The sequence below is a fragment of the Nocardioides sp. N13(2025) genome (assembly GCF_051912545.1).
GTDB lineage: Bacteria > Actinomycetota > Actinomycetes > Propionibacteriales > Nocardioidaceae > Nocardioides.
The window spans coordinates 874,709-899,984 of sequence record NZ_CP196809.1 but is presented as its reverse complement, the minus strand read 5'-3'; the positions used below and the strand labels follow the sequence as shown (position 1 = coordinate 899,984).

Here is a 25,276-nt window from a genome sequence, read left to right as displayed (position 1 = left end):
GATGCCTTCCATCCTCATCACCGGCGCGAGCAGCGGCCTCGGCGCCGAGATGGCCCGCCAGTTCGCCGACCTCGGCTACGACCTCGCGCTGTGCGCCCGGCGTACGGACCGGCTCGTCGAGCTCGCCACCCAGATCACCACCGCGCACCCCGACCGCCGCGTGGTCGTCAAGGCGCTCGACGTCAACGACCACGACGCGGTCTTCCGGGTCTTCGAGGAGTTCCGCGCCGAGCTCGGGCGCCTCGACAAGGTCGTCGTCAACGCCGGCCTCGGCAAGGGCCAGCCGCTCGGCACCGGGCGCTTCGACGCCAACAAGGAGACCGCGGAGACCAACTTCATCGGCGCGCTCGCGCAGACCGAGGCCGCCGCCGCGATCTTCCGCGCGCAGGATGCCGGCCACCTGGTGATGGTCTCGTCGTTCTCCGCCCTTCGCGGGATGCCGCGCAACATCACGACGTACGCCGCCACGAAGGCCGCGGTCGCACACCTCGCCGAGGGCTTCCGCGCCGACGTGCACGGCACCCCGATCAAGGTGACCGTCCTCTACCCCGGCTACATCGTCTCGGAGATGTCGGGCACCTCGGCGAGGACGCCGCTGATGGCCTCGACCGAGAAGGGCGTGCGCGCCATGGTCGAGGCCATCGAGAAGGAGAAGAAGTCCGCTCGCGTCCCCGCCTGGCCCTGGGCCCCGCTCGGGTTCGTCATCAAGCACGTGCCCGTCGGCGTGCTGCGAAAGTTGAGCTGAGCTCGATCAAGGGACCGGCACCGGCCGGGCATCACCGCTTGCCGCGCGGCACCGTGACGCTCGCACGCGCGACGGCAGGTCGCACGACGTCGGTCCCCGCATAGCGAACGACCACCGGCTTGGTGCCCGGACGGACGCCACGCACGACGGCCCGCGCCGTGCCGCTGACGACCTGGACCTCCACCGTGCGCCCGCCCACGCTGACCGTCATCGCCCCGTCCGGCCTGGATGCTCCAGGGGCACGGACACGGACTTCCACCGCGACCCGCTTGCGGGTGGCGTCGGTGCGCACCTTCACCTCGGGCACGGTCATCACGGGCGAAGGCACGGCGACCGACTCCGTGGTGCTGCGGAAGTGCCGACGAGCGAGCGTGATCTGGACGGACAGGGTGTGGCCGACGTCCCCCTTGCGGACCGTGTAGACAGGGTTCGTCGCCTTGCCGATGGGTCGGCCGTCACGGAACCAGGCGTAGGTGGCCGTGGCGTCGGTGGGTTTGACGGTCCCGGCCCGGGCGACGAGTCGCCGCCCCACCTCGGGCGTGCCCTTGATCGTGGACGGGCTGGTGATCGCCACCGGCTTGGCGAGGACCGGCGTGGTCTCGGTCGCCGTCGACCTCGCCTTCCGGTAGCCGCTCGCGCTCGCGACGGAGCGGGCGCTGATGCGGCGGTCGATGTGGTCACGGGTCAGCACGAGCGAGGACCCGGTGGCCCCGTCGATGGCCACCCCGTCGGCGTACCACTGCGTCGTGACCTTGGTGGGCTGCGGCGACCACGACGGGGCGGTGAGGGTCAGCGTCTGGCCGACCTCCGCCACACCCTGGATCGTGGGCTGCACGGTGGGCTGGAACGCACCGGGGGCGACGGGGGCGGTCGCGAGGACTGCCTTGCCGGGGGTGTAGCCGCTCAGCTCTGCCGTGACCTCGGCAGTGAGGGTCTTGCCCTTCAGGTCGGGCGTGGGCACGTAGGCGGGCGCGGTGGCGCCGGGGATGGCGGCACCGTCGGCAAGCCACCGGATGGCGACGTTGCTCGGCGTGGGCGTCCACGCGCCGGTCGCCACCTCGAGCGGTGCGCCGACCGCGGGCGACCCGACGATGGCAGGAGCCGTCGTGGGCGCGACCACGCGGTCGTTGAAGTGGATGAAGCCCGAGGGCCAGCCCCCGCCGGTCTTGGTGACGCGACGCCAGTAGAAGTCACCGCCCCAGTAGTCCTCCGAGACGATGATCTCGGTGTCGGAGATGACCTGCTCCACGATCGCGACGTGGCCGTTCGCACCTGCCGGCGTCACGTGCGGCTTGTACCAGGCGACGGATCCGACGGTGGGGGTCTGGTCGGTGATGCTGGCCATCGCCACGCCCCAGTTGGAGGCGTTGCCGCTGCCCTCCCACGGCCGCACGTCCGGCATGCCGGACTGGATCAGCCGGTACGCCACGTAGTTGGTGCAGTTGTGCCCGGCGTACATCCGCCAGTACATGGTCGACGACGCCTGGCGATAGCCGTAGTTCCCGTAGCCGGCGGCCTGGCAGCCGGCGTAGCCGGTGCAGAGGTACGTCGACGAGGCCAGGCTCATCTTGCCGGCAGTGGTCGGCATGGCCAGGACGAGAAGCGCGAGCACTCCGATGATCACCTTGGTCGCGCCAGCAGCCCGTCGCACCCAGCGTGGGGGTGCTGACAGGGCGCGGCGGGACCGCTGTGACGGATGTGACCAGTGAGGCTGTTGTTGCACGATGAGTGATCGTATGGGCCTTAGGTCAAGCGCGCCACGCCGTTGAGTGAAGATCAATCGTGTAATTCGATGGCAGGGCGGACTCCAGGCTTGACGAGACACTTGCATTTTGCAAGTGTCGGCTCCATGAGCCTCTTCATCACCTGTCCCGTCGAGAGCGTCGAGCGCGCGACCGCCTTCTACACGTCCCTCGGCTGGACGCTGAACGCCGAGATGTCCGACCACAACGTCTCGTGCTTCGCGATCGCACCCGAGCAGTACGTCATGCTCGGCAGCCGCGAGATGTACGCGAGCGTCGGCGGTGCCGAGGAGCTGATCGGCGGCCCCGACACCCCGTCGAAGGTCACCGTCTCCTTCGACCTCGGCAGTCGCGAAGCCGTGGACGAGCTCGTCGAGCGCGCCGGCGCTGCCGGCGGACGGATCGGCGACACCGACGACTACCCGTTCATGTACCAGCGCCAGTTCGACGACCCCGACGGCTACCACTACTCACCGTTCTGGATGAAGCCGGACGACCAGCCGACCGCGTGAGCGACCTGGCTGCAGCTCTCGACGTCGTCGGACCCCGCTGGGCCTTGCTCATCGTGGAGCGGTTGCTCGACGGGCCGCAGCGCTACGGTGATCTGCAACGCGAGCTCGGAGTGCCCACGAACATGCTCGCGACCCGTCTGCGCGAGCTCGAGGCGGCCGGCGTCCTGTCCCGCCTGCCTCTCCGACACAACACCCGTGCCTACGCGCTGACCGATCGCGGCCTGGCCCTGCGCGAGGCGATCGTCGCGCTCGGACGCTGGGGCGCCGAGGAGACCTGAGTACGACACCAGGCCACGATCCGCCACGGCTGTGCAACGTCAACCTCGCCCCACCCGCGGGCGCACGCTGAGGTGGCCGCCCGCGCTAGCGATACGTGTGACTCGCGGCGAAGCGACGCACCTGCCGCCTAGGGGGACGACCCCCTGTTCCGGGCTCGAGTCTCCTGGCGAACGTGAAGGCTGATGTGTTTTGGTTGCGGAATGATCCAGACCTGTCCCTGGTGCTTCCGCTCGGACGATGTCTCTTATCAGCGACTACCCGATCGAGTCGTCGAGTACACCTGCACGGATCACCACGACGGTGCCGGGCCGCACCGTTGGTTCGCATCGCTGGACGACATATCAAGCCATGATGATGCAGACGCAGGAGTCACTGATGAACTCCTCGAGCCTTTGTCCTCGTGCATCTCCCCGGATGAACCTTGGCTCGAGTACGGGATCGTGGAGTACCGGTTCCGCGAGCGCTTTCCCGACCTGTTCGTGGCCCACGTTCGGGACCGTGGGCACCGGATGTTTGGTGATCGGGTTACGGCCTCCGCGGTTCGGTTCGCGTCGGCTCTAGGTCGACTCGCCGAGCGCGGCGAGCTCGTCAAGAAGTACGGGCCAGCCACGGGCGCCTGGGCCCCGCAGGATGTCACTTATTGGGCACGACCCCCAGCGCCGCCGAGCCAGATGACCTGGGCCGAGTGGTGCCACCAGCAAGGGCGCTCCGCCGACTGGACCGATGAGGATCGCGCTGGCCTGCGGATGTAGTCAGCGAGCTCTCAGGCGGCGCAGTGAACGCACTCATGGCGGCGGATCCGGGCGTCGACCCAATGGTGGATGGTTCACCCTTATCACCCACCTCGCCATGGCCTTATGGGACTGGCAATGCAGGTTCGACGCGGCTGGAGGCTCATGGAATCATGCCGATGGGACAAGTGCCCCCGATCTCTTTGAGCCGGGCATAGCCGAATTCCACCGCGGCGGCCGCGTACGCATGACTGGGGTCGATGCTGTTGATCCGATTCTGCAGCGAGCCACCACCCGTCATTAACCCCCCCAACTGTATGCAGGCCTGCTCGATTGCGCGGGCCTCACCGAATGAGAGGCCCTCGGCCCCGGGGATCACGGCTGGGGTGAACGTCCGTCCAGCCCTGGCATGCTGCGCAAGCCGAACATCGAAGCTCTTAGTGATGCCGACGTAGTCGTCACCCTTATAGACGACATAGTTGTGGGCGCCACCCGCAAGCTCGCGTGGGAGCTTGCCTACGCGGCTCGGGAGCGTAGAAAGGATCCTCACTTTGAGGGACTCCGGCAACCTCATTTCCTGAGTGGCCAGCCGAACGGCGTCCTCAGCGCGATCCCCACGCTTCGCAAACTTGATCAATAGGGAAGCTGTTCGTGCAGCATCCCCCGCGTATGGGATCGCTGCCAACGCGCTCTCACCGGCGTCGAGGAACTCGCCCTTCCAGACATTCACCACGAAGTCGCGGGCGTCTCCATAGACGGCGACGCTGCTAGCGATGTGTCCCGCGAGATATTCGACCGACTCGAGCTGTTCGACGACGAGCCCTGCGTCCAGAGCGCAGCTGTGGCAGTCCCCGAAGGCCGCTCCGGCCCCACCTGCCGCTCTCTTTTCATCAGCGGTCAGGTCGTACGACAGTGGACTGAAGTTGCGCTCGAACTCCTCGAGGTCGGAGTAGCTGTCCTCGTCCGGGTTGTCCAATGTCGGGTCGGACCCGAACCTCAACTCCTGGACGTCGAAGAGACCGTCGTCATCGCTGTCCGCGTCCAACGGATCCATATCGAGGAAGTACTCGTCCCCGTCGCCAATCTCGTCGCCGTCCGTGTCCGCCGCCAGAGGGTTCGACACTGCGTACGGGGTCCAACCAGCTGACAATTGAGCGTCAAGCTCACCCGTCTCAACGGCATCGGAGAGCCCGTCCGCGTCGGTATCGACACGCGTGGGATCGGATCTGCCCGCGTATGTCGAGCTGCCACCGGGGAAATCCGCACGTGGGCCTGCTTCGTCAGAATCATCGAGGCCGTCGCCGTCGGTGTCCGACTTGTAGGGGTCCGTCTGATGCTCGCGTCCGGAAGCCGTTAGCCAACCGCCGAGTTCCAGCTCGTCCAGCAGCCCGTCCCCGTCGGAGTCCAACTCAACTCCTGGGAGCCGATCGACCACCGGACCCGCCACTGGTGGAAGGGCGCCCGGACGCTTGATGGCGAACACGACGCTAAGGACAAGCACGAGCACGATCGCGAGCAGCATGGCCACACGACGCCGAACCCCCGGTCGCCGCGTAGGCGCAAGGTCCGAGTCTACGGTCTCATCGACCGTACTGGGATCACGAGTCACGTTTACGTCATTCCCCTAGGCCCGGATCGGGCTTTCCTGTCTTGGACCCGCTCCTTGCCGATCACGCGAAGGCGAGTGTACGAACCGGATACGACAGGCGGCCGACTTTTCGGGGATGGGTCGAGAAGCGATCGACTCGCGGCGGTTAGACGCACTCGTCGCAGATGCGCTCTGAGGAGCTACACGAGTTCCTCGAAGTCGACAGCCGCAACTACGGCCGCCAACTCGGACTCACTACTGAGATCTAGGGGAACGAACTCCTTGATCGCACCCTTCTGAACAACGATGCACTCCGAGCTGGCATCGTTGACAACTTGAACGGCGTCGACAGTGGCCCACTGGATCCCATCGAACGCAGCGCGTTCGAAACGCGCGGCGAGCATCACCTCGGGCTTGACGTTCCCGTAGGCATCCGGGGGCGTGGACCGCAGCGCGACAATCCGCGCTGCGGAGATGGCAGGAGCAACAGCAAATGCCTCTTTAATCGTGACCAGGACGTGCCCGCAGATCACCAACTTGTACATATCGCTGATCTCGCGCTTCGTAAGCTTTTTGAGACTGAGGTTGCCTGCGGCCGTCGTCGACGGCTTTCGATCCGGAATGGACGAGGCGGACGGAACCACTACAACAAGCGTGACCTCACCGTTGTCGACCCCGACAGCCGCGGCCGCAGCCTCGTTGTCTTCGAACGCATCAGCGAGGGTCACAAGCACCGTGTCCGGGTCGTTGCGAAGCAACGCCTGCCAATGCTTGTCGAGTTTGGCTTGCAACTCCTGACGCTCCACCTCGTAGCGTCTCCTCGTTTCAGCGACTTCGATCTCGGCCTCTTGAGTTGCCGCGGCCATCGCCTCTTTGCGCGCCGTTCGAGCAAAGACGCTCGTGCCTGACTTCGCTGCCTTCACGTGCTTGGCCACGATCGCCGCCGAGTCGACCGGCGGAGGCGATGGTGCCAATGGCTCTTCAGCGGGAGCGAAGTCGATCCGATGCAACTCGAAAATTGCTAGAAGCGCGTCACGCAGCGCACGTGCCTCATCAGCCTTGTCCGCTGCGCGCTGGGCCGCCACCAGTTGCCGATTCGCTGCTGCGCTGCCCGTGCCGCTCGTTCGACGACCGCCCGAACGAGACGACCCGCCAACCGACGTGTAATACCCGACTGGCCCCACTCCGGTCGAGAACCCCGTCCTACCAGCACCGACATGGACCCGTGCCGCGCGCGGGCCGAGACTTGTACGAACCCCCCGAGACGACGCCCGAACCCTCACTCCCGGCGCCAACTTGACCGAAAACCCCATTTCGTTTGCCCCCAACCGTTCGATAGCCGGCCTATCCCGGCACCAGCGCGACGCTACCCCCGCAGCTGGCCCGATGCCGTGAAACTGCCGTGCCCCGTCATCGCGAGTCCGTCGTGCGAGCACGAGTACAAGCGATCGTCGCCCTCCATCACCTTGGCAGCCATCGCGGCGGTGTGCAGCGCCATCCGAGCCGCCCGATCTGGGCCCCTGTGGCAGAGCCTCTGAGTGTCAGCGTCCCCGGTGAGACCTCATCGGATCAGAAGTGATCCGGGCACGCTGCCCGACGCCTACGTCCGCATGATGAAGGTGACCGTGTTGTCCGCATGGATGGTCATCACGTAGCGCGAGTCGTGGGCCAGACGGTGGTGGCGGGGGCAGAGGAGCCGGCCTAGGGCCAGGTCGGTGAGACCGCCAAGTGACCAGGGGTCGTCGTGGTGGGCGTGACACCCGGATGCGGTGGTCTCGCAGCCCTTCGCGGTGCAGCCGCCGTCGCGCAGCCCCATGGCGATGCGCTGGGCCCGGTTGTAGAGCCGGGCCGTGCGGCCCAGGTCGAGCGGCTGCGACTTCGCGTCCAGGACGGCCGGGATGATGCCGGCCTCGCATGCCAGCCGACGTGCCTGGCCCGCGGACATCCGCGAGCCGTCGTCGAGCAACGCCGTGGCGTGCTCGGCCAACAGCTGCTCCAGGGTCATGGTCACCACCACGGTGGCGTTCACCCCCGCGGTCTGCGGGGTGGCGTCTGCGGGGTAGCGCTCGACGTACTCGACGAACGCCTCACCCAGACGGCGACGCAACGGCTTCCACTCTCCTGCCTCGTCGCGCAGCTCCGCGTCGGTGTGGCGGGCAGGGTTGGCCAGCGCCAGCAGGTGGCGCTTCAACATCGCGCCCACGTGCGAGGGCACGGTGAAGCGCCCATGACAGCGGCCCTCCCCGTCGTCAACGAGACTCAGCTCCACGCCGGCGATGGCCCGGGACTCCTCAGCAGCCAGCACCGCCTCCTCGTGGGACTCCCCCACCTCGGGAGCCACCACGTCCAGGATCCGCTTCCCGATCCGCCTCAGCTCGCGGGCGTCGTGCTGGGTGGCGAGCTCGAGCAACACCAACTCCGCCTGTTCGCGCGTCTCGGCCTCGACGTGGACCGGGAGGGCGTCGACCGCCTCCACGATCACCCGCGCCTGCTCGACCCGCACGCTTCCAGAAGCCAGCGCGTCGGCCACTGGAGCGTGCTGATCGGACGCGAGCGCCTTGCCGAGCCTGGTCAGCCTGGCGGCCTCGGCGTGGGTGCGGCGACTGCGTCCGGCCCACCACTGGTGGGTGTGCCGTGCGCCGATCTCCTTCCCCAGCCGCCTCCGGTCGGCCTCCGCCGCGGTCACGCACTCCAGGCTCGTCAGCCGACTCGACGCGGCGGTGGCCGCATCGAGCAGCCGGACCACGTCAGGATCGGACAGCGCGCCCAACGACACCTCGTGGAGCTCCCCCAGCACGCCGTCGAGGCGCCGCAACAGCGCCGCCACCAGCGGCGACGCCTCGACGTCGACGCCGGGCGCTCGCCACGGCGTCTCGCTCTCGACTCGGATGGCACTCACGGGACGGGACCTCTCCACACCATGAAGGTGCGTCGACTACAGGAAAGGGTCTGCGTCTGAGGTGAGTGCGGCCGATGTGCGGCTATCCGTAGGACCCGAGCTCGCTCGCTCGAAACTTTGTTCGATCCTACCGCGGCCGACCGACACTGTCACGCGATCCCTGACAGGGGGGCCTGCTACAGCCAGCGGCGCACCCGGCGACGGTAGGCGTCGTACGGCTCCCCGAACCGCTCGTGGAGGAAGCGCTCCTCGGGACGGATCGCGCCCCACCACACGAGCAGCACCGCGGCCGGGAACAGCACCAACGCCCACAGCGACGGCGCGAGATAGAGGAGCAGGAGGCCGACGTAGAGCGGGGCGACCGGCGGCCAGAGCCGGAACGCGACCGTGTCGCCGGACGCCCCGCCCATCGGCGTGGCCGTCAGTAGTCGTCCGGCTCCGGCGGCTCGGGCTCGCGGGTGATGTGCATCGCGGCCTCCTCGGCCGACGCGCCCGCGCCGTCGATGCCGACGTCGTAGGCGACCTCCTGCTTGTCGACGTCCTCCCCCAGGCCGGAGTCGGGCGCGACCAGGCGGCCAGTGCGCGGGTCGGCCTCGTCGAGGCCGAGCTGCTCGTCGAGGGCGTTCTCGTCCTCGCGGTCGGAGTCGCGGTCGTCGTCGGCGTAGGGGTCGACGTCGGGCACCTCCTCGGACAGCCGCTCGTCGAGCGACTCCCCCTGACGCATCTCGGCCTCGGTCGGGTAGTCGTCGTAGCCCTTGGGCGGACGGTCCGGCGGCGAGTAGCCGCGGTCGAGCACGTCGTCGAGGTCACCGTCGTCCAGGGTGTCCCCGGGCTGGAGCTGGTCCTCGTCGTCGACGGACATGTCGCCGTAGTTCTCGCGGTCTTCGCTCATACCCCCGTCGTACCCAATCGGGCGCGGCACCACAAGGGGCGGAGGTCATGCTCAGCCGAGCTCGCGCTCCAGGGCGTCGGTGAGCAGGGCGACCAGGGCCTCGGTCTGGATGTTGGCCGAGGACGAGACCTCCTCGTCCGAGCCGTCGAGCGCGCGCGCCGCGAGGCCGGCCTTGGAGTCGATGAGCTCCGCGATCCGGGTGTCGATCGTCTGCGCGGCGATGATGCGCCACGCCGTGACCGGGTCGCTCTGGCCGATGCGGTGCACGCGGTCGATCGCCTGGGTCTGCTCGGCGTCGGTCCACGAGAGCTCGGAGAGCACGACGTTGGAGGCGACCTGGAGGTTGACGCCGACACCGGCCGCGGCCAGCGAGCAGACGACGACCTGCACGTCGGGGTCGTTGACGAAGGAGTTGATCGCCTTCTCACGCGCCTTCGGCGTCTGGTCACCCCGGATCGACGTGTGCTTGAGGCCGCGCCGGGTGAAGGTCTCCTCGGCGATGTCCATGACGTCGACGTGGCGGGCGAAGAAGACGACCTTGCCGACGTTGCGCGCCAGCTGGGCGGCGTAGTCGGCGGAGAGGCCGGCCTTGGCGCGACCGATGCGGCGGAACATCGAGAACACGTTCTCGCCACCGGTGCCCTGGTCCATCTCCTCGCGCTCCCACGTCGCGACGCGGCGTACGAGCTCGTGGTCGATGCCGTCGACGACGGAGCCCGTACGACGGGTCTCGAGCGCGGCCTTGTAGCGCTGGACGAGCCGCCGGGCGAGGTCCTCCTCCGCGGCGCGGATGGAGCGGGTGTCCTCGTCGTCGAGCTCGACCGGGATGTCGGCGATCCGGCGGGCCGGGATGTCCTCGGCCACGTCGACCTTGCGGCGACGCACGATGCCCTGGTCGATCACGGCCTTGCGGGCCGCGGGGTAGAACGCGTGGTCGGCCGGCGTCAGCTCGGTCTCCTCCAGCGCCTCCATCAGGCGGCCGAGCGGCTTCTTGTCGTCGATCCAGCCCAGGAACTGCCAGATCGCGCGGAAGTCCTCGATGTCGTTGATGAGCGGCGTGCCGGTGAGCGCCATCAGCAGCGGCCGGGCGGTGCGGGCCCGCAGGCGATCGGCGAGCTCGAGCACGTGGCGCGAGCGCTGCGAGGTCTTGTTCTTGATGAAGTGCGCCTCGTCGACGACCATGCCGCGGAAGCCGAACGTCCCGAGCCAGCCGGCGTGGCGGTCGAGGATCTCGTAGTTGACGATGATGACGTCGGCGAACGCGTCCACCTGGTCGCCGTCGCCGTGGATGACGGTGGCGCGACGGCGCGGCGTCCAGCGCTCGGTCTCGCGGGCCCAGTTGGTCTTGACGACGTTGGGGCACACCACGAGCAGCGGGTAGGCGTGGGAGGCCTGCGCGGCGAGCAGCGCCTGCGCGGTCTTGCCGAGGCCGGGCTCGTCGGCGAGCAGGAAGGTGCGGTGACCCTCGGCCGCCGCGGCGATCAGCCGGGCCTGGTGCGGCATCAGCTCGAGCTTGCCGGGGGCGGCGAGGGTGGTGGCCTCGGGCAGGTCCATGCAGGAGGAGGCACCGCCGAGCTCGAAGGAGCGGAAGAGGGGGCCGAGCAGCTCCCAGGTCGCCAGCCGGCCGTGGACGCTGCGGCGCTCGCGACCGATCTCGAAGTCGGGGACCAGGAACGGGTTGGCCAGCTGGTGCTGCACGACCGACTGCGGGATGACCCGGCGCTCGCCGAGCCCGGGGCCGGCCTCGTCGTCGGGCTTGGGCTCCTCGGGGGCGGACTCGATGCCCGCCTTGCGCAGCATCTCCAGGCGCAGGTCGCGCGCGCTGTCGGTGATCACCGAATCCTCGGAGAGCAGGGTGAAGAGGGACGGGTCGCGGGTCGCGGTCTTCGCGAGGATCGTGGCGATGCCGTCGAGGCGCTTGAGCTCGTCGGCCTTCTGGGCGTCGGTGAGCTCGGCCGAGGCGCGTACGTCGGTGCGGTGCTCGCGCGCCAGCAGCGCGACCACCTGGAAACGGACCCGTTGGCCCGGGGCGAGCGGGCCGCGCTGGACGGCCGACTCGAGCTCGCGCACGGCACGGGCGAGCACGGGGACGATGCCCTCGTTGTCCTTGTGTCGGGCGTGCGCAGGGGTGCGACGAGAGCCGCGTGAGCGCTGGCGCTGGGCCAAGATGTCCTCCCGGACTGGGTACGCGTCGCCGAGTGGGTCACGCGCAGGCGAGCCGGTGTAGGCGCTGACCTGCACACCACGGCGTGGAGGTTGGAGCGAGGCGTCTGGGTCGTGGCCGGTGGATCAGGGTTGATCAGTGGGGCACGGCGTCGGGACGCTGCGACAACTGTAACGCCCGGGCGGCGCCCTCCGGCAAATAACCCCGGGTTCAGCGCGCCGGGCGATGGTCGACGATCCGGCGCATCTTGCCGACGGACCGTTCGATCGAGGCCACGTCGACGACCTCGACGCCGACGTTCACTCCGATGGAGGCCTTGATCCGCCTGTGCAGCTCGGACTGCGCGGCGGCGGCCTCGGCGTCGGTCGTGGCGTCGCGCCGCTCCACCCGGACCGTGAGGGTGTCCAGGTTGCCGGTGCGGTCGAGGTGGCACTGGAAGTGCGGTGACAGGGTCGGCAGACCGAGGACGATCTCCTCGATCTGGGTCGGGAAGAGGTTGACCCCGCGCAGGATGATCATGTCGTCGGTGCGCCCGGTGATCTTCTCCATCCGGCGCATGCTGCGCGCGGTGCCCGGCATCAGGCGGGTGAGGTCGCGGGTGCGGTAGCGGATCACCGGCATCGCCTGCTTGGTCAGCGTCGTGAAGACCAGCTCGCCCTCCTCGCCGTCGGGCAGCACCTCGCCGGTGACCGGGTCGATGACCTCGGGATAGAAGTGGTCCTCCCAGATGTGCAGGCCGTCCTTGGTCTCGACGCACTCGCTCGCGACGCCCGGGCCGATCACCTCGGAGAGCCCGTAGATGTCGACCGCGTGCATGTCGGTGCGCTCCTCCATCTCGCGGCGCATGTCGTTGGTCCACGGCTCCGCGCCGAAGATGCCGACCTTGAGCGAGGTCGACCGGGGGTCGACGCCCTGCGCCTCGAGCTCGTCGATGACCGAGAGCATGTAGGACGGCGTGACCATGATGATGTCGGGCTCGAAGTCGCGGATCAGCTGGACCTGGCGCTGCGTCATGCCACCCGAGACGGGTACGACGGTGCAGCCGAGGCGCTCGGCACCGGCGTGGGCGCCGAGGCCGCCGGTGAACAGGCCGTAGCCGTAGGCGTTGTGGAGGATCATCCCGCGACGGCCGCCAGCGGCGCGGATCGAGCGGGCGACGACGTCGGCCCACATGTCGAGGTCGTCGCGGGTGTAGCCGACGACGGTCGGCTTGCCGGTCGTGCCGCTCGAGGCGTGGATGCGTACGACGTCGGTGCGCGGCACCGCGAACATCCCGAACGGGTAGTTGTCGCGCAGCGTCGCCTTGGTGGTGAAGGGCAGCTGCGCGAGGTCCGCGAGGGTCCGGATGTCGTCGGGCCCGACGCCGGCCTCGTCGAAGGCCCGGTGGTAGTGCTCGACGTTGTCGTAGGCGTGCCGCACCGACCACTGCAGGCGCTCGAGCTGGAGCGCGCGCAGGTCCTCGACCGGCGCGGTCTCGATCGGGTCCAGGTCGCCGGGCCGGGGAGTCAGGTCGAGCACGGTGTGGTCCTCCGGATCGTGGAGTGGTCGTGAGAACGTTCATCCATGTCAGAGCGCGTACGTCGCGGCCGGCCGGGCCACGACCAGGAGAGCGTGCTGCGCGTCGCGATCGAGCTCTTCAACCAGCAAGGCTACGACGCCACGAGCATGGGCGACCTCGCCCGCGAGCTCGGGCTGACGAAGTCGGCGATCTACCACCACGTGCCGAGCAAGGAGCACCTGCTCGAGCGGGCGCTCGACGAGGCCCTCGGGGAGCTCACTGCGGCGCTCGACACGGTGGCGGCCGACCCGTCGTACTCCCCCGAGCAGCGGCTGCGCGCGGCGGTGCGCAGCAGTGTCGTCGTGCTCGCCGAGCACCTGCCGGCCGTGACCCTGCTGCTGCGGGTGCGGGGCAACACCCCGGCCGAGAAGAACGCCCTCGCACGGCGCCGCGACATCGACCACCGGTTGGCCGAGATGGTGCGTGAGGCCGCCGACGCCGGCGCCATCCGTGCCGACGTCGACCCGCTCCTCACCAGCCGCCTCCTCTTCGGCACGGTGAACTCGATGACCGAGTGGCTGCGCGACGACAGCGACGTGGAGGCCCTCGCCGACACGGTCACCACGCTGGCCTTCGACGGGCTGACACGGCACGGGGACTGACCCCGGCCGGTCAGGTCACGGCTCGAGGCACTCCGGCGTCGAGTCCCCCGGTCCGTCGGGGTCGAGCGTGCTCCCCTGCGCGTCGCGCAGCACCACGCGCTGGACGGTCGCGAACTGCTTGAGGCTCGGCAGCACCTCGCCCGCGATGCTCACCGTCGAGCCACCACTGCTGCACCGCCCCGTGAGCCGCAGGTCGGCGACCCCACCGGAGACCGCGAGGTCGTCGTAGCCCGTGGCGCCGGAGCGCAGCAGCCGCAGACCACGGGCGCGCTCGCGCGGCAGCGGCCCGGCGAAGAGCCGGTCCAGCACGCCGGTCGCGGGCGCACCCGGGCGCACCAGCCGGGTCACCGGGACGAAGAACGGCTCGCGGTTGTCGACGAACCGGTCACGGTCGAAGAACCACACCTTGCGCTCGACGGTCGCGAAGCCGGCGCCGACCTCGACCACCACGCGCGGCGGTGCCTGCAGGGTCGTCACGCGGACGGGCGTGCGCGCGGCCAGCCCGAGGCCGTACGTCGTCACCGCCTCGAAGTCGCCCGAGCGCACCGCCGTGAGGACGTTGGGCAGCGCGAAGGCGACCCGTCGCGGCGCGGCGGTCGGCACGCCCTGGTCGGTGTGGGCGGCGGCGGGCTCGAAGCGCACCCGCAGGAGGGCCTGCCCGGGGACGTGCACCCGACGGCCGGAGCCGTCCGCGAACAGTCGCGGCACGTAGGCGACCTGGCGATCTGCGGGCAGACCGCCGCGGAACTCGAAGACCACCCGGTCGACGTCGCCGCGGTGGGCGGCGCGGACCGCGACCAGGACCGGCGTGGGCGGCGCGGCCCGGCGAACCTCTGGTGCGGCCCCACTGCCCTGCGTGGCGACGAGCGCCGGCGTGAGCGCGACCACCAGCAGCCATGACACCACTCGACCAACCCTCATCGTGCACCTCTCTCATCCGTCCCTGTCTCGACGGTAGGGACGCGCCGGCCGGGGCGGGAAGGGTCCTCGGTCCACGGGTGCGGGCCGTCGTCCTCTACTGACCGGGGCCGGCGCGGCAGCACGATGAGGGATGCTGCTCGCGACCGGTCGGCTTCTCCACCTCGACAACCTCAAGGTGGTCCTGATCGCGCTGATCATCGCGCTGCACGCCGTGCTGGGCTACGTCGGCCTCTTCGAGGCGTGGACCTACGCAGGCGTGCGCGAGACGACGCTCCACCCGGTCGTGGAGATGGTGCTGCTGGTGGTGCTCAGCCCGTTCGGCTTCTTCCTCATATCCCTGCTGTTCCTCGTGGCCGGCCTGCTGACCCCGGGCTCCTACGACCGCAAGGGCGGGAGGCGCTTCGTCACGGACCGGCTGCTGCGGCTCGGCGTGCCGTTCGCGATCTACGTCCTGCTGGTGCAGCCGTCCCTGGTCTATCCCCTCGAGCACCGCTTCGGTGACGCGACCGGGACCTACTGGCAGGAATACCTGGGCGCGGAGCGACAGGTCGACACCGGACCGTTGTGGTTCGTCGGCGTGCTGCTCGTCTACTCGCTGGCGTACGCCGCCTGGCGCCGGCTGGCAGGACCCGACCGTCGGGCGCCGCGACCACCCACCATGCGAACCCTGGTCGTCTCCGCGCTGGTCGTGGCGCCGACGTCGTTCGTGGTCCGCCTCGTCTACCCGTACGGCGGCGAGAGCGGCTTCACCGACCTCAACCTCTGGGAGTGGCCGGCGTGCATCGCCGTCTTCGTGATCGGCCTCCGGGCCGCCCGGTCCGGCTGGGCGCACGCGATCCCCGCCGACCTGGTCCGCGCAAGCCGATGGCTCACCGCGGTCGCCGTCGTCGCGATGACGGCCCTGCTCTACGTCGTCGGGGCGACGGACAGCGTCGAGGAGATGTTCGGCGGCTGGAGCTGGTACGCCGTGGCCTTCGCGTGCATCGAGGCGCTCCTCGTCGTCTTCGGCCCGGTGTGGCTGCTCGACCTGTCGAGTCGCCGCCTCGACCGATCCCTGCCGTGGGGCGAGCAGCTCGGCCGGAGCGCCTACGGCGCCTTCATGCTGCAGACCCCCTTCCTGCTGGGCCTGGCCGTGGCGATGCGGCCGGTGCCGTTGCCGGCCGAGGCGAAGGCGGTCCTGGTCGCCGCCGGCGCGGTCGCGCTGTCGTTCGGGGCGTCGTGGCTGCTGGTCCGACGGGTGCCCGGGATGTCGCGGATCCTCTGAGCAGCCTGGTCGGCGCCGCTCAGACGGGCGTCTCGCCGATCCGCCGGCCGAGGGAGCGGCTCCTCCCGCGGAACTCCGCGATCACCGTCCCGCTCGCCCGCACCGTGACGTCGTACAACCCCGAGCGCCCGCGCAGGGCCACCTCCCGGGCGTGCGCCTGCAGGACCTGCCCGAGCCGGGCGGGCTCGAGGAAGTCGATCTCGAAGCCGGCCGCGACCGTGACCGTGCCGTGGGAGTTGCAGGCCAGCGCGAACGCCGAGTCGGCCAGGCTCGCGACCAGTCCGCCGTGGCAGAGGTCGTGCCCGTTGACCATGTCGGGCCGCACGAGCATCGAGACCCGCGCCTCCCCGGGACCGAGCTCGTCGATCTCCATGCCGAGCATCGCGCTGGCGGCGTCGGCCTCCCACATGACGCGGGACGGGTCAGGCATCGAAGTCGATCGTGACGGCCGGGCTGACCGGGAAGGACTGGCAGGTCAGCACGAACTGTTGCTCGACCTCGGCCGGCTCGAGGGCGTAGTTGCGCACCATCTCCACCTCGCCGTCGACCACCTTGGCGCGACAGGTGCCGCACACGCCGCCCTTGCACGCGAACGGCAGGTCGCTGCGCACGGCCTGGGCGGAGTCGAGGAGGGTGGTGTCGCGCGGCATCGGGGTGGTCGTCGAGCGCCCGTCGAGGACGACGGTCACCTCGCTGGTCACGCCCTCGACCACCCGGTCGGCGTGGCGCAGCACCGGGGGCGGTTCGTCGACGAAGAAGAGCTCGAAGTGGATCTTCTCCTTCGGCACCCCGAGCTCCTCCAGGACCGTGCGGGCGTCCTGGATGAGTCCCAGCGGGCCGCAGAGCCAGACGTGGTCGACCGCGTCGAGCGGCACCTTGATCGGCAGCAGCCGGCGCAGCCGGTCGGCGTCGAGGCGACCGGAGAAGAGCTCGACGTCGCGCGGCTCGCGCGAGAGCACGTGCACCAGGTCGAAGCGCGGGCCGTAGAGGTTCTTGAGGTCGCTGAGCTCCTCGGCGAACATCACCGAGGTCGTCTCCCGGTTGCCGTAGAGCATCGTCACCGCGCTCTCGGGGTGGGCCAGGACGGAGGCCGCGATGGACAGCATCGGGGTGATGCCGGAGCCGGCCGCGATGCACAGGTGCAGGCCCGGCAGCGCCGGATCGGCGCGGAAGCTGCCCGACGGCTCCGCCACCTCGATGGTCTCGCCCGGCGCGACCTGGTGGATCAGCCACGACGAGAACATCCCGCCGGGGATCTCTCGCACGCCGATGCGCGGCGCGGCGCCGGCCGGCGCGCAGATGGAGTAGGTGCGCCGGTGCTCGACGCCGTCGACGAAGCGGCGCAGCGTGAGCGACTCCCCCGGCTCGAAGTCGAAGAGCTCGCGCAGGTCGTCGGGCACGTCGAAGGTGACCGCCGCCGAGTCGTCGGTCAGGGGCTCGACCTCACGGACGACGAGCTCGTGGAAGGCCGCCATGGCCTAGATCTCCTTCACGTGGTCGAAGGGCTCGAGGCACGAGGTGCAGCGGTACTGCGCCTTGCAGGCCGTCGACCCGAACTCCGAGACCAGCTCGGTCGCCGTCGAGTCGCACTGCGGGCACCGCACCTGCCGGGCCGTGGGCAGCAGCGTCAGCGGGATCGGGCCGGCGTTGGACGGGGCCGGGCCGGGCGGCGAGATCCCCGCCGCGGCCAGCGCGGCGCGGCCGGCGGGGGTGATCCAGTCGGTCGTCCACGCCGGGTCGAGGCTGACCCGCACCTCGACGCGGTCGAAGCCGGCGGACGTGAGCTCACGCACGAGGTCGTCGCGCATCGCGGCCATGGCCGGGCACCCGGAGTAGGTCGGCGTGATGTCGACGACCACGTGCGAGTCCCCCACCACGTCGACGTCACGCAGGACGCCGAGGTCGGCGAGGGAGAGCATCGGCAGCTCCGGGTCGACCACGCGCTCGGCCACGGACCGGGCTCGCTGCGTCGTACGGCTCATCAGTCTCACCACAGGCCCCTCGGGTGGGCACGGGCCACGGACTGCATCTCCGCGAGCATCCGGCTCAAAGGCTCGCCGTGCATGCCGTCGCGACCGGTGCGCCCGAGTACCCCGGCGCGGCGGGCCACCTCGGGGCGCGGCACGTCGGCCGCAGTGAGCACCTGGTCGAGCACGGACTCGGCCTGCTCGCGGACGGTCGCGGGGTCGACGCCGACCCCCGATGCGGCCGCGGCGGCCTCGACCTCGTGGGTGTCGAACAGCTCGGGCCACAACGGCCACAGCGCGCCCAGTGCGGCGAGGAGCCGCGAGCGCGACTCGTCGGTGCCCTGCGCGAGGGTGACGAACCAGCGGGCGGCGTAGTCCCGGTGGTAGGCCAGCTCCTTGACACCCTTGGCCGCCACGGCAGCCAGCACGTGGTCGCGGCTGGTCCGCAGCCGCTCGAAGGTCGCGAGGCGCCACACGGAGAACAGCAGCACCCGCACCGTGGCCTCGGCGAAGTCGCCGTTGACCAGCTCGGCGAAGCGCACGTTGCGGAGCTCGTGGGCCTCGCGGAAGAACGCGAGCGCGTCCTCCGGCGGCGCCGGCGAGCCCTCGGGCAGGGCCGGCACGACCGACGCGTCGGCCTTGGCCGCGCGCGCCAGCAGCAGCCGCGCCTGGCCGAGCAGGTCGAGCGCGATGTTGGACAGCGCGATGTCGTCCTCGAGGTCGGGCGCGTTGCTCGTCCACTCCGAGATCCGGTGCGACATGACGAGGGCGTCGTCGCCCAGCATCAGGGCGTACGCCGCCAGGGTGGGCGCGTCGACCCCCTCGGGGATCGTCGTGTCGACGCCGGCGAGGGGGTCCTCGAAGTCGGTGCCGAAGGCCCAGTGGGAGTCGTTGACGAGCAGGCCCGCGTAGGCGTTGTCGTGCTCGTCCTCTGCAGAGGTGTGTACGTGCTCGTTCATCACATGTGGGGGACGTTGTCGGGGATGTCGTAGAACGTCGGGTGGCGGTAGACCTTGTCGCCGCTGGGGGCGAACATCGGGTCCTTCTCGTCCGGGCTCGAGGCGGTGATCGCGTCGGCGCGCACCACCCAGATGCTCACGCCCTCGTTGCGACGCGTGTAGACGTCGCGGGCGTGCAGCAGCGCCATCCGGTCGTCGGCGGCGTGCAGCGAGCCGACGTGCACGTGGTTGAGCCCGCGCTTGCCACGCACGAAGACCTCGTAGAGGGGCCATTCCTTCTCGATGCCGCTCACGGGGTCGCCTCCTTCGTGCGGGCGGCGTACGCCGTCGCGGCCTCGCGCACCCAGGCGCCGTCCTCGTGGGCGCGGCGGCGGTGGGCCATCCGCTGCGCGTTGCAGGGGCCGTTGCCCTTCACGCCCTCCATGAACTCCTCCCAGTCGGGCTGGCCGAAGTCGTAGTGGCCGCGCTCCTCGTTCCAGGCGAGCTCGGGGTCGGGCAGGGTCACGCCCAGCGCCTCGGCCTGCGGGACGGACATGTCCACGAACTTCTGCCGCAGCTCGTCGTTGGTGTTGCGCTTGATGCCCCATGCCATCGACTGGGCCGTGTTGGGCGAGGCGTCGTCGGGCGGGCCGAACATCATCAGCGCGGGCCACCAGAACCGGTTGACCGACTCCTGCACCATCGCGCGCTGCTCGTCGGTGCCGCGCATCATCGTGGCCAGCAGCTCGTAGCCCTGGCGCTGGTGGAAGGACTCCTCCTTGCACACCCGGATCATGGCGCGGCCGTAGGGCCCGAACGACGTACGGCACAGCGGCACCTGGTTGCAGATCGCGGCGCCGTCGACGAGCCAGCCGATGCTGCCCACGTCGGCGTAGGACAGGGTCGGGTAGTTGAAGATCGAGGAGTACTTCTGCTTGCCCGCGATCAGGAGCTCGGTGAGCTCGAGCCGCGACACCCCGAGGGTCTCGGCGGCGGAGTAGAGGTAGAGCCCGTGGCCGGCCTCGTCCTGCACCTTGGCCAGCAGGATCGCCTTGCGTCGCAGGCTGGGCGCGCGCGTGATCCAGTTGCCCTCCGGCTGCATGCCGATGATCTCGCTGTGGGCGTGCTGGGCGATCTGGCGCACCAGCGTCCTGCGGTAGCCCTCCGGCATCCAGTCGCGCGGCTCGATCCGGTCGTTGCGCGCGATCGTGGCCTCGAACCCGGCCTCCAGCGCGGCCTGCTGATCGGGGTCCAGCGCGGTCTCCGTGAGCGTCATCCGTCCTCCTGACCTCCGCCGTTTCCGGGAGCACCACCGACCGGTCGGCCACATTTACTGACCGATCGGTCTGCTATTAGTGTGTCACCAGTCACTCTGGCACGCAAACACCGTCCTGCACACCGCTCGACCCCCTAGGGAGACCCCCGTGACCCGTCTGCTCGAGAGCTATGCCGCCGGCCGCTGGTACGCCGCCTCCGCCGAGGGCGACCCGCTCCTCGACGCCGCGACGGGCGAGGAGGTCGCGCGCATCTCGAGCGCCGGGCTCGACCTCGGCGCGATGGCCCAGCACGCGCGCGCCGTCGGCGGCCCGGCGATCCGCGAGCTGACCTTCCACGAGCGCGCCCTGCTGCTCAAGGAGCTGGCCACGCACCTGACCGGGCTCAAGGACGAGCTCTACGAGCTGTCGCTCGCCACCGGCGCCACCCGGCGCGACTCGATGATCGACATCGACGGCGGCTTCGGCACCGTGTTCAGCTACTCCTCCAAGAGCCGCCGCGAGCTGCCCAACGACATCGTGGTCTGCGACGGCGACCTCGAGCAGCTCGGCCGCACCGGCATCTTCATGGGCCAGCACGTCTACACCTCGCGCCCCGGCGTCGCGGTGCAGATCAACGCCTTCAACTTCCCCGTGTGGGGCATGCTCGAGAAGCTCGCGCCGGCCTTCGTCGCCGGGCTGCCCTCGATCGTCAAGCCCGCCAGCCAGACGGCCTACCTCACCGAGCTCGTGGTCCGCCGGATCATCGAGTCGGGCATCCTGCCCGAGGGATCGCTGCAGCTGCTGTCCGGCTCGGCCGGCGACCTGCTCGACCACCTCGGCGTCCAGGACTCGGTGGCCTTCACCGGCTCGGCCCACACCGCCGGCATCCTGCGCCAGCACCCCTCGGTGCTGCACGGCGGCGTGACCCTGCAGGTCGAGGCCGACTCCCTCAACTGCTCGGTGCTCGGTCCCGACGTGACCTCGAGCGACCCGGAGTGGGATCTCTTCGTCAAGGGCGTCGTCACCGAGATGACCGCCAAGGCCGGTCAGAAGTGCACCGCGATCCGACGCGTGATCGTGCCCTCGGCCGTCGCCGACGAGATGACCGAGGCGATCACCGCGAAGCTCGCGACCATCACGGTCGGCAACCCGGGCGACGAGTCCGTGCGGATGGGCCCGCTGGCCTCGCTGGGCCAGCGCGAGGAGGTCCGCAAGGCGGTCGAGGCGCTGCGCTCCTCGGCCGACGTGGTGCACGGCGACCCGACCTCCACCACCGGCTTCGCCGGCGACGCGGAGCGCGGCGCGTTCATGCAGCCGGTCCTGCTCCGCGCGCGCGCCGGCGCGGTCGAGCCGCACGACGTCGAGCCCTTCGGCCCGGTGTCGACGGTGATGTCGTACGACTCCCTCGACGAGGCCGTCACCCTCGCGGCGCGCGGCAAGGGCTCCCTCGTCGGCTCGGTCGTCACCCACGACCCGTCGGTCGCCCGCACCCTCGTGCTCGGTCTCGCGCCGTGGCACGGCCGCATCCTCGTGCTCGACCGCGACGACGCGCCCGAGTCCACCGGGCACGGCTCTCCCCTGCCGATGCTGGTCCACGGTGGTCCCGGTCGTGCCGGCGGCGGCGAGGAGCTCGGCGGCGTACGCGGCGTGCTGCACCACATGCAGCGCTCGGCCGTCCAGGCCTCCCCCGACATGCTCACCGCCATCACCGGCCGCTGGACCCGCGGGTCGCAGCGCACCCTGACGCCCGAGCACCCGTTCCGCCACTCGCTCGCAACGCTCCGGATCGGTGACACGATCGCGTCCGAGCAGCGAGTCATCTCCCTGGAGGACATCGACCACTTCAGCGACTTCACCGGCGACACGTTCTACGCGCACACCGACCCGGAGGCGGCCGCGCAGAACCCGCTCTTCGGCGGCATCGTGGCGCACGGCTACCTCATCGTGTCGATGGCGGCGGGGCTCTTCGTGGACCCGGCGCCGGGCCCCGTGCTCGCCAACTTCGGCGTCGACAACCTCCGCTTCCTCACCCCCGTCAAGGCGGGCGACGCGATCACGGTGACGCTGACGGTCAAGCAGATCACCCCGCGCTCGTCGGCCGACTACGGCGAGGTCCGCTGGGACGCGCTGGTCACCAACCAGGACGGCGAGCCGGTGGCGACGTACGACGTGCTGACTCTGGTGGCCAAGGAGGGCTAGCGTCTGCTCATGAGCCCAGCCGCGCAGCGAGTCGTCGGGATCGTCGTCCTGCTCGTGGCCGGCATGCTCAGCCTGCCGCTGGCTGCCTTCTTCTTCGACGACCCGGACACCGAGAACTGGGTGATCGTGATCCAGCTGGTCGCCATGGCTGCCATCGGCGCGGCTGTCACGATCGCCCTGCCCGCCCTCGCCCGCGAGGGCGCCGCCACCGGCCGACGCGCGGTGACGGGAATCTGGTGGGGGCTGCTCGCGGCCCTCGTCGGGGTGCTGGTGTTCTGGTTCCTGCTCAACGGCCTGCGCGGCGCCTGACCTCCGTACGACACCCTTGTCCGGGGGTCGTCCGGCGGGTTGTTCAGCAGGTTGTTCGGCGGGGATACGGTGCGGCCATGGCACACAAGAAGGCGAAGAAGAGCTGGTCGGACATGACTCCCACGCAGAAGAGGGTGGTGGTCGCAGCGGGCATCGCGGAGGTGGCCCTCACGACCTGGTGCCTGCGCGACCTCAAGCAGCGCCCCGCGACGATGGTGCGCGGCCCGAAGGCGCTCTGGGCGCCCGCGATGTCGGTGCAGCCCGTCGGGCCGATCGCCTACCTCGTGTGGGGCCGCAAGCGCTGACGCCGCTGGTGACCCTCGGCCCGCACCGGGGGGACCTCGTGCCCTGACCCCGGGCGACCTCACGTCGCACGCTGGAGTCGAGGAGGCGAGCGACATGAGGCGCACGATCGTCGCGGCCGTGGCCGCAGCCGCCCTGGTCGGCGCGGGAGCCGGCGCCGCGGTGACGGCGAACAGCGACGACGGGTGGTGGCACCCGATGATGGCGGACGGCCAGCCCCGCGGAGACGTCGGTGGGCACATGGGCGGCTTCTCGGGCGGGCACATGGGCGGCTTCGGCGCCGGGCACCACGTCTTCGCCGCGAGCGAGCAGGAGTACCTCGCCGAGATGGTGGCCCACCACGAGGAGGCGATCGACGCTGCGCGGGAGCTGAGCCGCTCGGACCGCGCGACGATGCGTGACTTCGGCGAGCAGATCATCGAGTCCCAGTCGGCACAGGTCACGCAGATGCGGGCGTGGCTGGCCGAGTGGTATCCCGACGAGGCAGTCGACGTCGACTACGAGCCGATGATGCGCGACCTCTCCGGGCTCTCCGGCGACCGCCTCGACCGGACGTTCCTTGAGGACATGGTCGGGCACCACATGGCCGCGGTGATGATGTCGCAGCACCTGCTGGCGTCCCGGCTGGTCGAGCACGACGAGGTCGCCGAGCTCGCCGACGACATCCGCGACGAGCAGCACGCGGAGATCTTCCGGATGCGCACCTGGCTGCGCGACTGGTTCGACGTCTACCGGATGCCCTGGTAGCCACTGGTCTGGAGCACGAAGCAGGACCTCGGCTCCGAACTCTAGGCTGGGCCATGGACCGGCCCCGACTCGCCTTCTGGCTGACCTTCGGGCTGGCGCTCCTCTACATCGCCGCCGGCATCGCGGAGTCGGTCCGCGCCGTGTCCGGCGACGACGGGGGCCTCTGGTTCTGGTTCGGCACGCTGGTCGGCGGCGGCGTCCTGATGCTCGCCGGCCTGGCCGTGCCGTCGCGCCGCCACCCCAACGTCGGACGCGGACTCATCTGCGTCGGCAGCATGATGGGAGTCGTCGCGACGTCGTGGACGGTCGTGGTCCCGCTCATCGCGGTCACGGTGGTGATCCTCACCCTGCACAGGCCGGCGTCGGACGAGCGGTGAGCTCAGCCGGCGTAGGGCACCTCGCTGCGCCACTGAGCGTCGTCGGTCGTGACCGCGGCCCACAGGGCGTCCGCCACACGGTCCGGGGTGAACGCACCCTCGCGGGCGAGCGAGCCGCGCACGGTCACCGACACCGCGCGGATGCCGTCAGGGGCGAGCGTCTTGTCGATGCTGTGCACGAGGTTGCGCACCCCCGCCTTCTGCACGCCGAGCGACGCGGCCCTCTCCCACGGCTCGTCCGCGGCCATGCTGCCGGTGACGCTGACGCGACCGCCCGCGGACATGAAGGGCCGGGCCGCCTGCACGACCGTGAGCAACGCGCCCACGCCGAGCGCCACGTCCTCCAGCAGCTCGGCGACCGTCAGCGACAGCGGGTCCTTCTCGCGGAACGCGCTGGGGTTGAAGTGGAGCACGTCGATGCGCCCGGTGTGCTCGCCCATCCGGCGTACGGCGTCGCGCGCGGCCTGCTCGTCGGTGATGTCGACGACGGCGTGCCCGACAGCCGCGCCTCGTGCCTCCAGGTCGCGCACGAGCTCGTCGAGCACACCTTGGTCCTGTCCGAGCAGCCCGACGTCGTAGCCCTCGTCGGCGAAGCGCCGGGCCACCGACCCGCTCACGCCCGGACCCGCACCCACCACGACAATCACCGGTTTGCTCATGGAAGGTTTCTACCGGAGCACCGGACTCCTCCGCGAGCGGTCAGGTCGAGCGCGGGAGGACGGTGAAGACCCGTTCGGTGTGCGTGCGGAACTCCTGCATGAAGTCGGTGAGGATCTGCGCCAGTCCGTCGTCGGACACCTCACCGGAGTCGGCGATCGCGCCGGGCCGGAGGTGGATGTAGGCCTCCGGTGCGGTCATCTGCCGGGCGTTGCAGAAGCTCAGCACGCCTCGGAGGCTCTGCTGCGCGACGGCGGTGCCGATCGACCCGATCGAGGCGCCGATGACGGCCGCAGGCATGTGGTCGAAGGAGTTCTGGCCCCAGGGCCGCGACGCCCAGTCGATGGCGTTCTTGAGGGCCCCGGGGATCGACCGGTTGTACTCCGGGGTCACGAAGAGCACCGCGTCGCACGCGGCCAGCGCGTCCTTGAGCGCCTGGGCCTCGGGCGGGTACTCCGCGTCGTAGTCGGGGCTGTAGAGAGGGAGGTCGCGGATCGGGAGCTCGGTGAACTCCATGTCGCGCGGCGCCAGTGCCACGAGGGCCTTGCTCAGCGTGCGGTTGATCGAGGTCGACGAGAGACTGCCGACGAAGTAGCCGATCTGGTAGGTCATGACTGCTCCTCTGA

The 25,276-nt window shown here is 70.2% G+C and carries 27 protein-coding genes; 10 read left to right on the top strand and 17 right to left on the bottom strand.

The window, feature by feature from the left end:
- The first annotated feature begins 1 nt into the window (after nt 1).
- Nucleotides 2–745: an SDR family oxidoreductase gene (locus ACS3YM_RS04330; protein WP_439938849.1), complete on the top strand. Its 744-nt coding sequence runs from the start codon at nt 2–4 to the stop codon at nt 743–745.
- 31 nt (nt 746–776) lie between these two features.
- Here ACS3YM_RS04330 and ACS3YM_RS04325 read toward each other — a convergent pair whose 3' ends face one another.
- A complete protein-coding gene (locus ACS3YM_RS04325; protein ID WP_439938848.1) occupies nt 777–2,333 on the bottom strand; it encodes a CHAP domain-containing protein in 1,557 nt (518 codons plus the stop codon).
- A 261-nt stretch (nt 2,334–2,594) separates the two neighbouring features.
- Between ACS3YM_RS04325 and ACS3YM_RS04320 the strand changes: the two genes are divergently transcribed.
- A complete protein-coding gene (locus ACS3YM_RS04320) occupies nt 2,595–2,999 on the top strand; it encodes a VOC family protein (protein ID WP_439938847.1) in 405 nt (134 codons plus the stop codon).
- On the top strand, nt 2,996–3,277 hold the full coding sequence (locus ACS3YM_RS04315) for a winged helix-turn-helix transcriptional regulator (RefSeq protein WP_439938846.1): 282 nt from the start codon (nt 2,996–2,998) through the stop codon (nt 3,275–3,277). The genes ACS3YM_RS04320 and ACS3YM_RS04315 overlap by 4 nt, the downstream gene beginning before the upstream one ends.
- 895 nt (nt 3,278–4,172) lie before the next feature.
- Here ACS3YM_RS04315 and ACS3YM_RS04310 read toward each other — a convergent pair.
- From ACS3YM_RS04310 to paaK, 7 genes are all read right to left on the bottom strand, one after another.
- Nucleotides 4,173–5,531, bottom strand: coding sequence for a hypothetical protein (locus tag ACS3YM_RS04310; protein WP_439938845.1), 1,359 nt, complete (start codon nt 5,529–5,531; stop codon nt 4,173–4,175).
- A 266-nt stretch (nt 5,532–5,797) separates the two neighbouring features.
- A complete protein-coding gene (locus ACS3YM_RS04305) occupies nt 5,798–6,682 on the bottom strand; it encodes a hypothetical protein (RefSeq protein WP_439938844.1) in 885 nt (294 codons plus the stop codon).
- Nucleotides 6,683–7,197: 515 nt separating this feature from the next.
- Nucleotides 7,198–8,496 carry a DUF222 domain-containing protein gene (locus ACS3YM_RS04300; protein ID WP_439938843.1) on the bottom strand — a complete coding sequence of 433 codons (1,299 nt, stop codon included), beginning with the start codon at nt 8,494–8,496 and terminating at the stop codon, nt 7,198–7,200.
- Between the two features lie 176 nt (nt 8,497–8,672).
- Entirely contained in the window at nt 8,673–8,906 is a 234-nt protein-coding gene (locus ACS3YM_RS04295) for a methyltransferase family protein (protein ID WP_439938842.1), read from the bottom strand.
- Nucleotides 8,907–8,917: 11 nt separating this feature from the next.
- The gene (locus tag ACS3YM_RS04290; protein ID WP_439938841.1) at nt 8,918–9,388 is read right to left on the bottom strand and encodes a DUF5709 domain-containing protein; all 471 of its coding nucleotides are present in this window, start codon (nt 9,386–9,388) and stop codon (nt 8,918–8,920) included.
- Between the two features lie 51 nt (nt 9,389–9,439).
- On the bottom strand, nt 9,440–11,554 hold the full coding sequence (locus ACS3YM_RS04285) for a DEAD/DEAH box helicase (RefSeq protein WP_439938840.1): 2,115 nt from the start codon (nt 11,552–11,554) through the stop codon (nt 9,440–9,442).
- A gap of 208 nt (nt 11,555–11,762) precedes the next feature.
- Complete coding sequence (gene paaK, locus ACS3YM_RS04280; protein ID WP_439938839.1) at nt 11,763–13,070, bottom strand: phenylacetate--CoA ligase PaaK; 1,308 nt, start codon at nt 13,068–13,070, stop codon at nt 11,763–11,765.
- Nucleotides 13,071–13,115: 45 nt separating this feature from the next.
- On the opposite strand from paaK, the gene ACS3YM_RS04275 reads away from it, so the two are divergent.
- A complete protein-coding gene (locus tag ACS3YM_RS04275) occupies nt 13,116–13,712 on the top strand; it encodes a TetR/AcrR family transcriptional regulator (protein WP_439938838.1) in 597 nt (198 codons plus the stop codon).
- 15 nt (nt 13,713–13,727) lie between these two features.
- On the opposite strand, the gene ACS3YM_RS04270 is transcribed toward ACS3YM_RS04275, so the two are convergent.
- Entirely contained in the window at nt 13,728–14,633 is a 906-nt protein-coding gene (locus ACS3YM_RS04270; protein WP_439938837.1) for an AMIN-like domain-containing (lipo)protein, read from the bottom strand.
- 130 nt (nt 14,634–14,763) lie between these two features.
- On the opposite strand from ACS3YM_RS04270, the gene ACS3YM_RS04265 reads away from it, so the two are divergent.
- Nucleotides 14,764–15,897 (top strand): acyltransferase family protein, encoded by a 1,134-nt coding sequence (locus tag ACS3YM_RS04265; RefSeq protein WP_439938836.1) that lies wholly within the window; start codon nt 14,764–14,766, stop codon nt 15,895–15,897.
- 19 nt (nt 15,898–15,916) lie between these two features.
- Here ACS3YM_RS04265 and paaI read toward each other — a convergent pair whose 3' ends face one another.
- The 6 genes from paaI to paaA are packed head-to-tail and all read right to left on the bottom strand — an operon-like array spanning nt 15,917 to nt 20,078.
- The gene (gene paaI / locus ACS3YM_RS04260; RefSeq protein ID WP_439938835.1) at nt 15,917–16,327 is read right to left on the bottom strand and encodes a hydroxyphenylacetyl-CoA thioesterase PaaI; all 411 of its coding nucleotides are present in this window, start codon (nt 16,325–16,327) and stop codon (nt 15,917–15,919) included.
- Nucleotides 16,320–17,372, bottom strand: a complete 1,053-nt coding sequence (gene paaE, locus ACS3YM_RS04255) for a 1,2-phenylacetyl-CoA epoxidase subunit PaaE (RefSeq protein WP_439938834.1) — start codon at nt 17,370–17,372, stop codon at nt 16,320–16,322. Before paaE ends, paaI begins: the two co-directional genes overlap by 8 nt.
- A 3-nt stretch (nt 17,373–17,375) precedes the next feature.
- The gene (gene paaD / locus ACS3YM_RS04250; RefSeq protein WP_439939830.1) at nt 17,376–17,882 is read right to left on the bottom strand and encodes a 1,2-phenylacetyl-CoA epoxidase subunit PaaD; all 507 of its coding nucleotides are present in this window, start codon (nt 17,880–17,882) and stop codon (nt 17,376–17,378) included.
- 2 nt (nt 17,883–17,884) lie between these two features.
- The gene (gene paaC, locus ACS3YM_RS04245) at nt 17,885–18,823 is read right to left on the bottom strand and encodes a 1,2-phenylacetyl-CoA epoxidase subunit PaaC (RefSeq protein WP_439938833.1); all 939 of its coding nucleotides are present in this window, start codon (nt 18,821–18,823) and stop codon (nt 17,885–17,887) included.
- On the bottom strand, nt 18,823–19,116 hold the full coding sequence (gene paaB, locus ACS3YM_RS04240; protein WP_439938832.1) for a 1,2-phenylacetyl-CoA epoxidase subunit PaaB: 294 nt from the start codon (nt 19,114–19,116) through the stop codon (nt 18,823–18,825). Before paaB ends, paaC begins: the two co-directional genes overlap by 1 nt.
- The gene (paaA, locus tag ACS3YM_RS04235) at nt 19,113–20,078 is read right to left on the bottom strand and encodes a 1,2-phenylacetyl-CoA epoxidase subunit PaaA (RefSeq protein ID WP_439938830.1); all 966 of its coding nucleotides are present in this window, start codon (nt 20,076–20,078) and stop codon (nt 19,113–19,115) included. The genes paaB and paaA overlap by 4 nt, the downstream gene beginning before the upstream one ends.
- Nucleotides 20,079–20,226: 148 nt before the next feature.
- On the opposite strand from paaA, the gene paaZ reads away from it, so the two are divergent.
- From paaZ to ACS3YM_RS04210, 5 genes are all read left to right on the top strand, one after another.
- Nucleotides 20,227–22,257, top strand: coding sequence for a phenylacetic acid degradation bifunctional protein PaaZ (paaZ, locus tag ACS3YM_RS04230; protein WP_439938829.1), 2,031 nt, complete (start codon nt 20,227–20,229; stop codon nt 22,255–22,257).
- Nucleotides 22,258–22,266: 9 nt separating this feature from the next.
- On the top strand, nt 22,267–22,566 hold the full coding sequence (locus ACS3YM_RS04225; RefSeq protein ID WP_439938828.1) for a hypothetical protein: 300 nt from the start codon (nt 22,267–22,269) through the stop codon (nt 22,564–22,566).
- A 77-nt stretch (nt 22,567–22,643) separates the two neighbouring features.
- On the top strand, nt 22,644–22,871 hold the full coding sequence (locus ACS3YM_RS04220) for a PLD nuclease N-terminal domain-containing protein (RefSeq protein ID WP_439938827.1): 228 nt from the start codon (nt 22,644–22,646) through the stop codon (nt 22,869–22,871).
- A 94-nt stretch (nt 22,872–22,965) separates the two neighbouring features.
- A complete protein-coding gene (locus ACS3YM_RS04215) occupies nt 22,966–23,616 on the top strand; it encodes a DUF305 domain-containing protein (protein WP_439938826.1) in 651 nt (216 codons plus the stop codon).
- Between the two features lie 53 nt (nt 23,617–23,669).
- Complete coding sequence (locus tag ACS3YM_RS04210; RefSeq protein ID WP_439938825.1) at nt 23,670–23,993, top strand: hypothetical protein; 324 nt, start codon at nt 23,670–23,672, stop codon at nt 23,991–23,993.
- Between the two features lie 2 nt (nt 23,994–23,995).
- On the opposite strand, the gene ACS3YM_RS04205 is transcribed toward ACS3YM_RS04210, so the two are convergent.
- Together ACS3YM_RS04205 and ACS3YM_RS04200 are read right to left on the bottom strand one after the other, a co-directional pair.
- Nucleotides 23,996–24,652: an SDR family oxidoreductase gene (locus ACS3YM_RS04205; RefSeq protein ID WP_439938824.1), complete on the bottom strand. Its 657-nt coding sequence runs from the start codon at nt 24,650–24,652 to the stop codon at nt 23,996–23,998.
- Between the two features lie 40 nt (nt 24,653–24,692).
- Nucleotides 24,693–25,262: an NADPH-dependent FMN reductase gene (locus ACS3YM_RS04200; RefSeq protein WP_439938823.1), complete on the bottom strand. Its 570-nt coding sequence runs from the start codon at nt 25,260–25,262 to the stop codon at nt 24,693–24,695.
- Nucleotides 25,263–25,276: the final 14 nt, after the last annotated feature.

What these genes read in the sequence shown, in the direction of transcription:
- ACS3YM_RS04220 (WP_439938827.1), top strand. Translation starts at nt 22,644, where the DNA reads ATGGCACACAAGAAGGCGAAGAAGAGCTGGTCGGACATGACTCCCACG.
- ACS3YM_RS04200 (WP_439938823.1), bottom strand. Translation starts at nt 25,262, where the DNA reads ATGACCTACCAGATCGGCTACTTCGTCGGCAGTCTCTCGTCGACCTCG.
- ACS3YM_RS04225 (WP_439938828.1), top strand. Translation starts at nt 22,267, where the DNA reads ATGAGCCCAGCCGCGCAGCGAGTCGTCGGGATCGTCGTCCTGCTCGTG.
- ACS3YM_RS04270 (WP_439938837.1), bottom strand. Translation starts at nt 14,633, where the DNA reads ATGAGGGTTGGTCGAGTGGTGTCATGGCTGCTGGTGGTCGCGCTCACG.
- ACS3YM_RS04275 (WP_439938838.1), top strand. Translation starts at nt 13,116, where the DNA reads ATGTCAGAGCGCGTACGTCGCGGCCGGCCGGGCCACGACCAGGAGAGC.
- ACS3YM_RS04310 (WP_439938845.1), bottom strand. Translation starts at nt 5,531, where the DNA reads ATGCTGCTCGCGATCGTGCTCGTGCTTGTCCTTAGCGTCGTGTTCGCC.
- paaE (WP_439938834.1), bottom strand. Translation starts at nt 17,372, where the DNA reads ATGGCGGCCTTCCACGAGCTCGTCGTCCGTGAGGTCGAGCCCCTGACC.
- ACS3YM_RS04215 (WP_439938826.1), top strand. Translation starts at nt 22,966, where the DNA reads ATGAGGCGCACGATCGTCGCGGCCGTGGCCGCAGCCGCCCTGGTCGGC.
- ACS3YM_RS04205 (WP_439938824.1), bottom strand. Translation starts at nt 24,652, where the DNA reads ATGAGCAAACCGGTGATTGTCGTGGTGGGTGCGGGTCCGGGCGTGAGC.
- paaC (WP_439938833.1), bottom strand. Translation starts at nt 18,823, where the DNA reads ATGAACGAGCACGTACACACCTCTGCAGAGGACGAGCACGACAACGCC.
- ACS3YM_RS04290 (WP_439938841.1), bottom strand. Translation starts at nt 9,388, where the DNA reads ATGAGCGAAGACCGCGAGAACTACGGCGACATGTCCGTCGACGACGAG.
- paaA (WP_439938830.1), bottom strand. Translation starts at nt 20,078, where the DNA reads ATGACGCTCACGGAGACCGCGCTGGACCCCGATCAGCAGGCCGCGCTG.
- ACS3YM_RS04330 (WP_439938849.1), top strand. Translation starts at nt 2, where the DNA reads ATGCCTTCCATCCTCATCACCGGCGCGAGCAGCGGCCTCGGCGCCGAG.
- ACS3YM_RS04320 (WP_439938847.1), top strand. Translation starts at nt 2,595, where the DNA reads ATGAGCCTCTTCATCACCTGTCCCGTCGAGAGCGTCGAGCGCGCGACC.
- ACS3YM_RS04265 (WP_439938836.1), top strand. Translation starts at nt 14,764, where the DNA reads ATGCTGCTCGCGACCGGTCGGCTTCTCCACCTCGACAACCTCAAGGTG.
- paaI (WP_439938835.1), bottom strand. Translation starts at nt 16,327, where the DNA reads ATGCCTGACCCGTCCCGCGTCATGTGGGAGGCCGACGCCGCCAGCGCG.
- ACS3YM_RS04295 (WP_439938842.1), bottom strand. Translation starts at nt 8,906, where the DNA reads ATGGGCGGGGCGTCCGGCGACACGGTCGCGTTCCGGCTCTGGCCGCCG.
- ACS3YM_RS04210 (WP_439938825.1), top strand. Translation starts at nt 23,670, where the DNA reads ATGGACCGGCCCCGACTCGCCTTCTGGCTGACCTTCGGGCTGGCGCTC.
- ACS3YM_RS04325 (WP_439938848.1), bottom strand. Translation starts at nt 2,333, where the DNA reads ATGCCGACCACTGCCGGCAAGATGAGCCTGGCCTCGTCGACGTACCTC.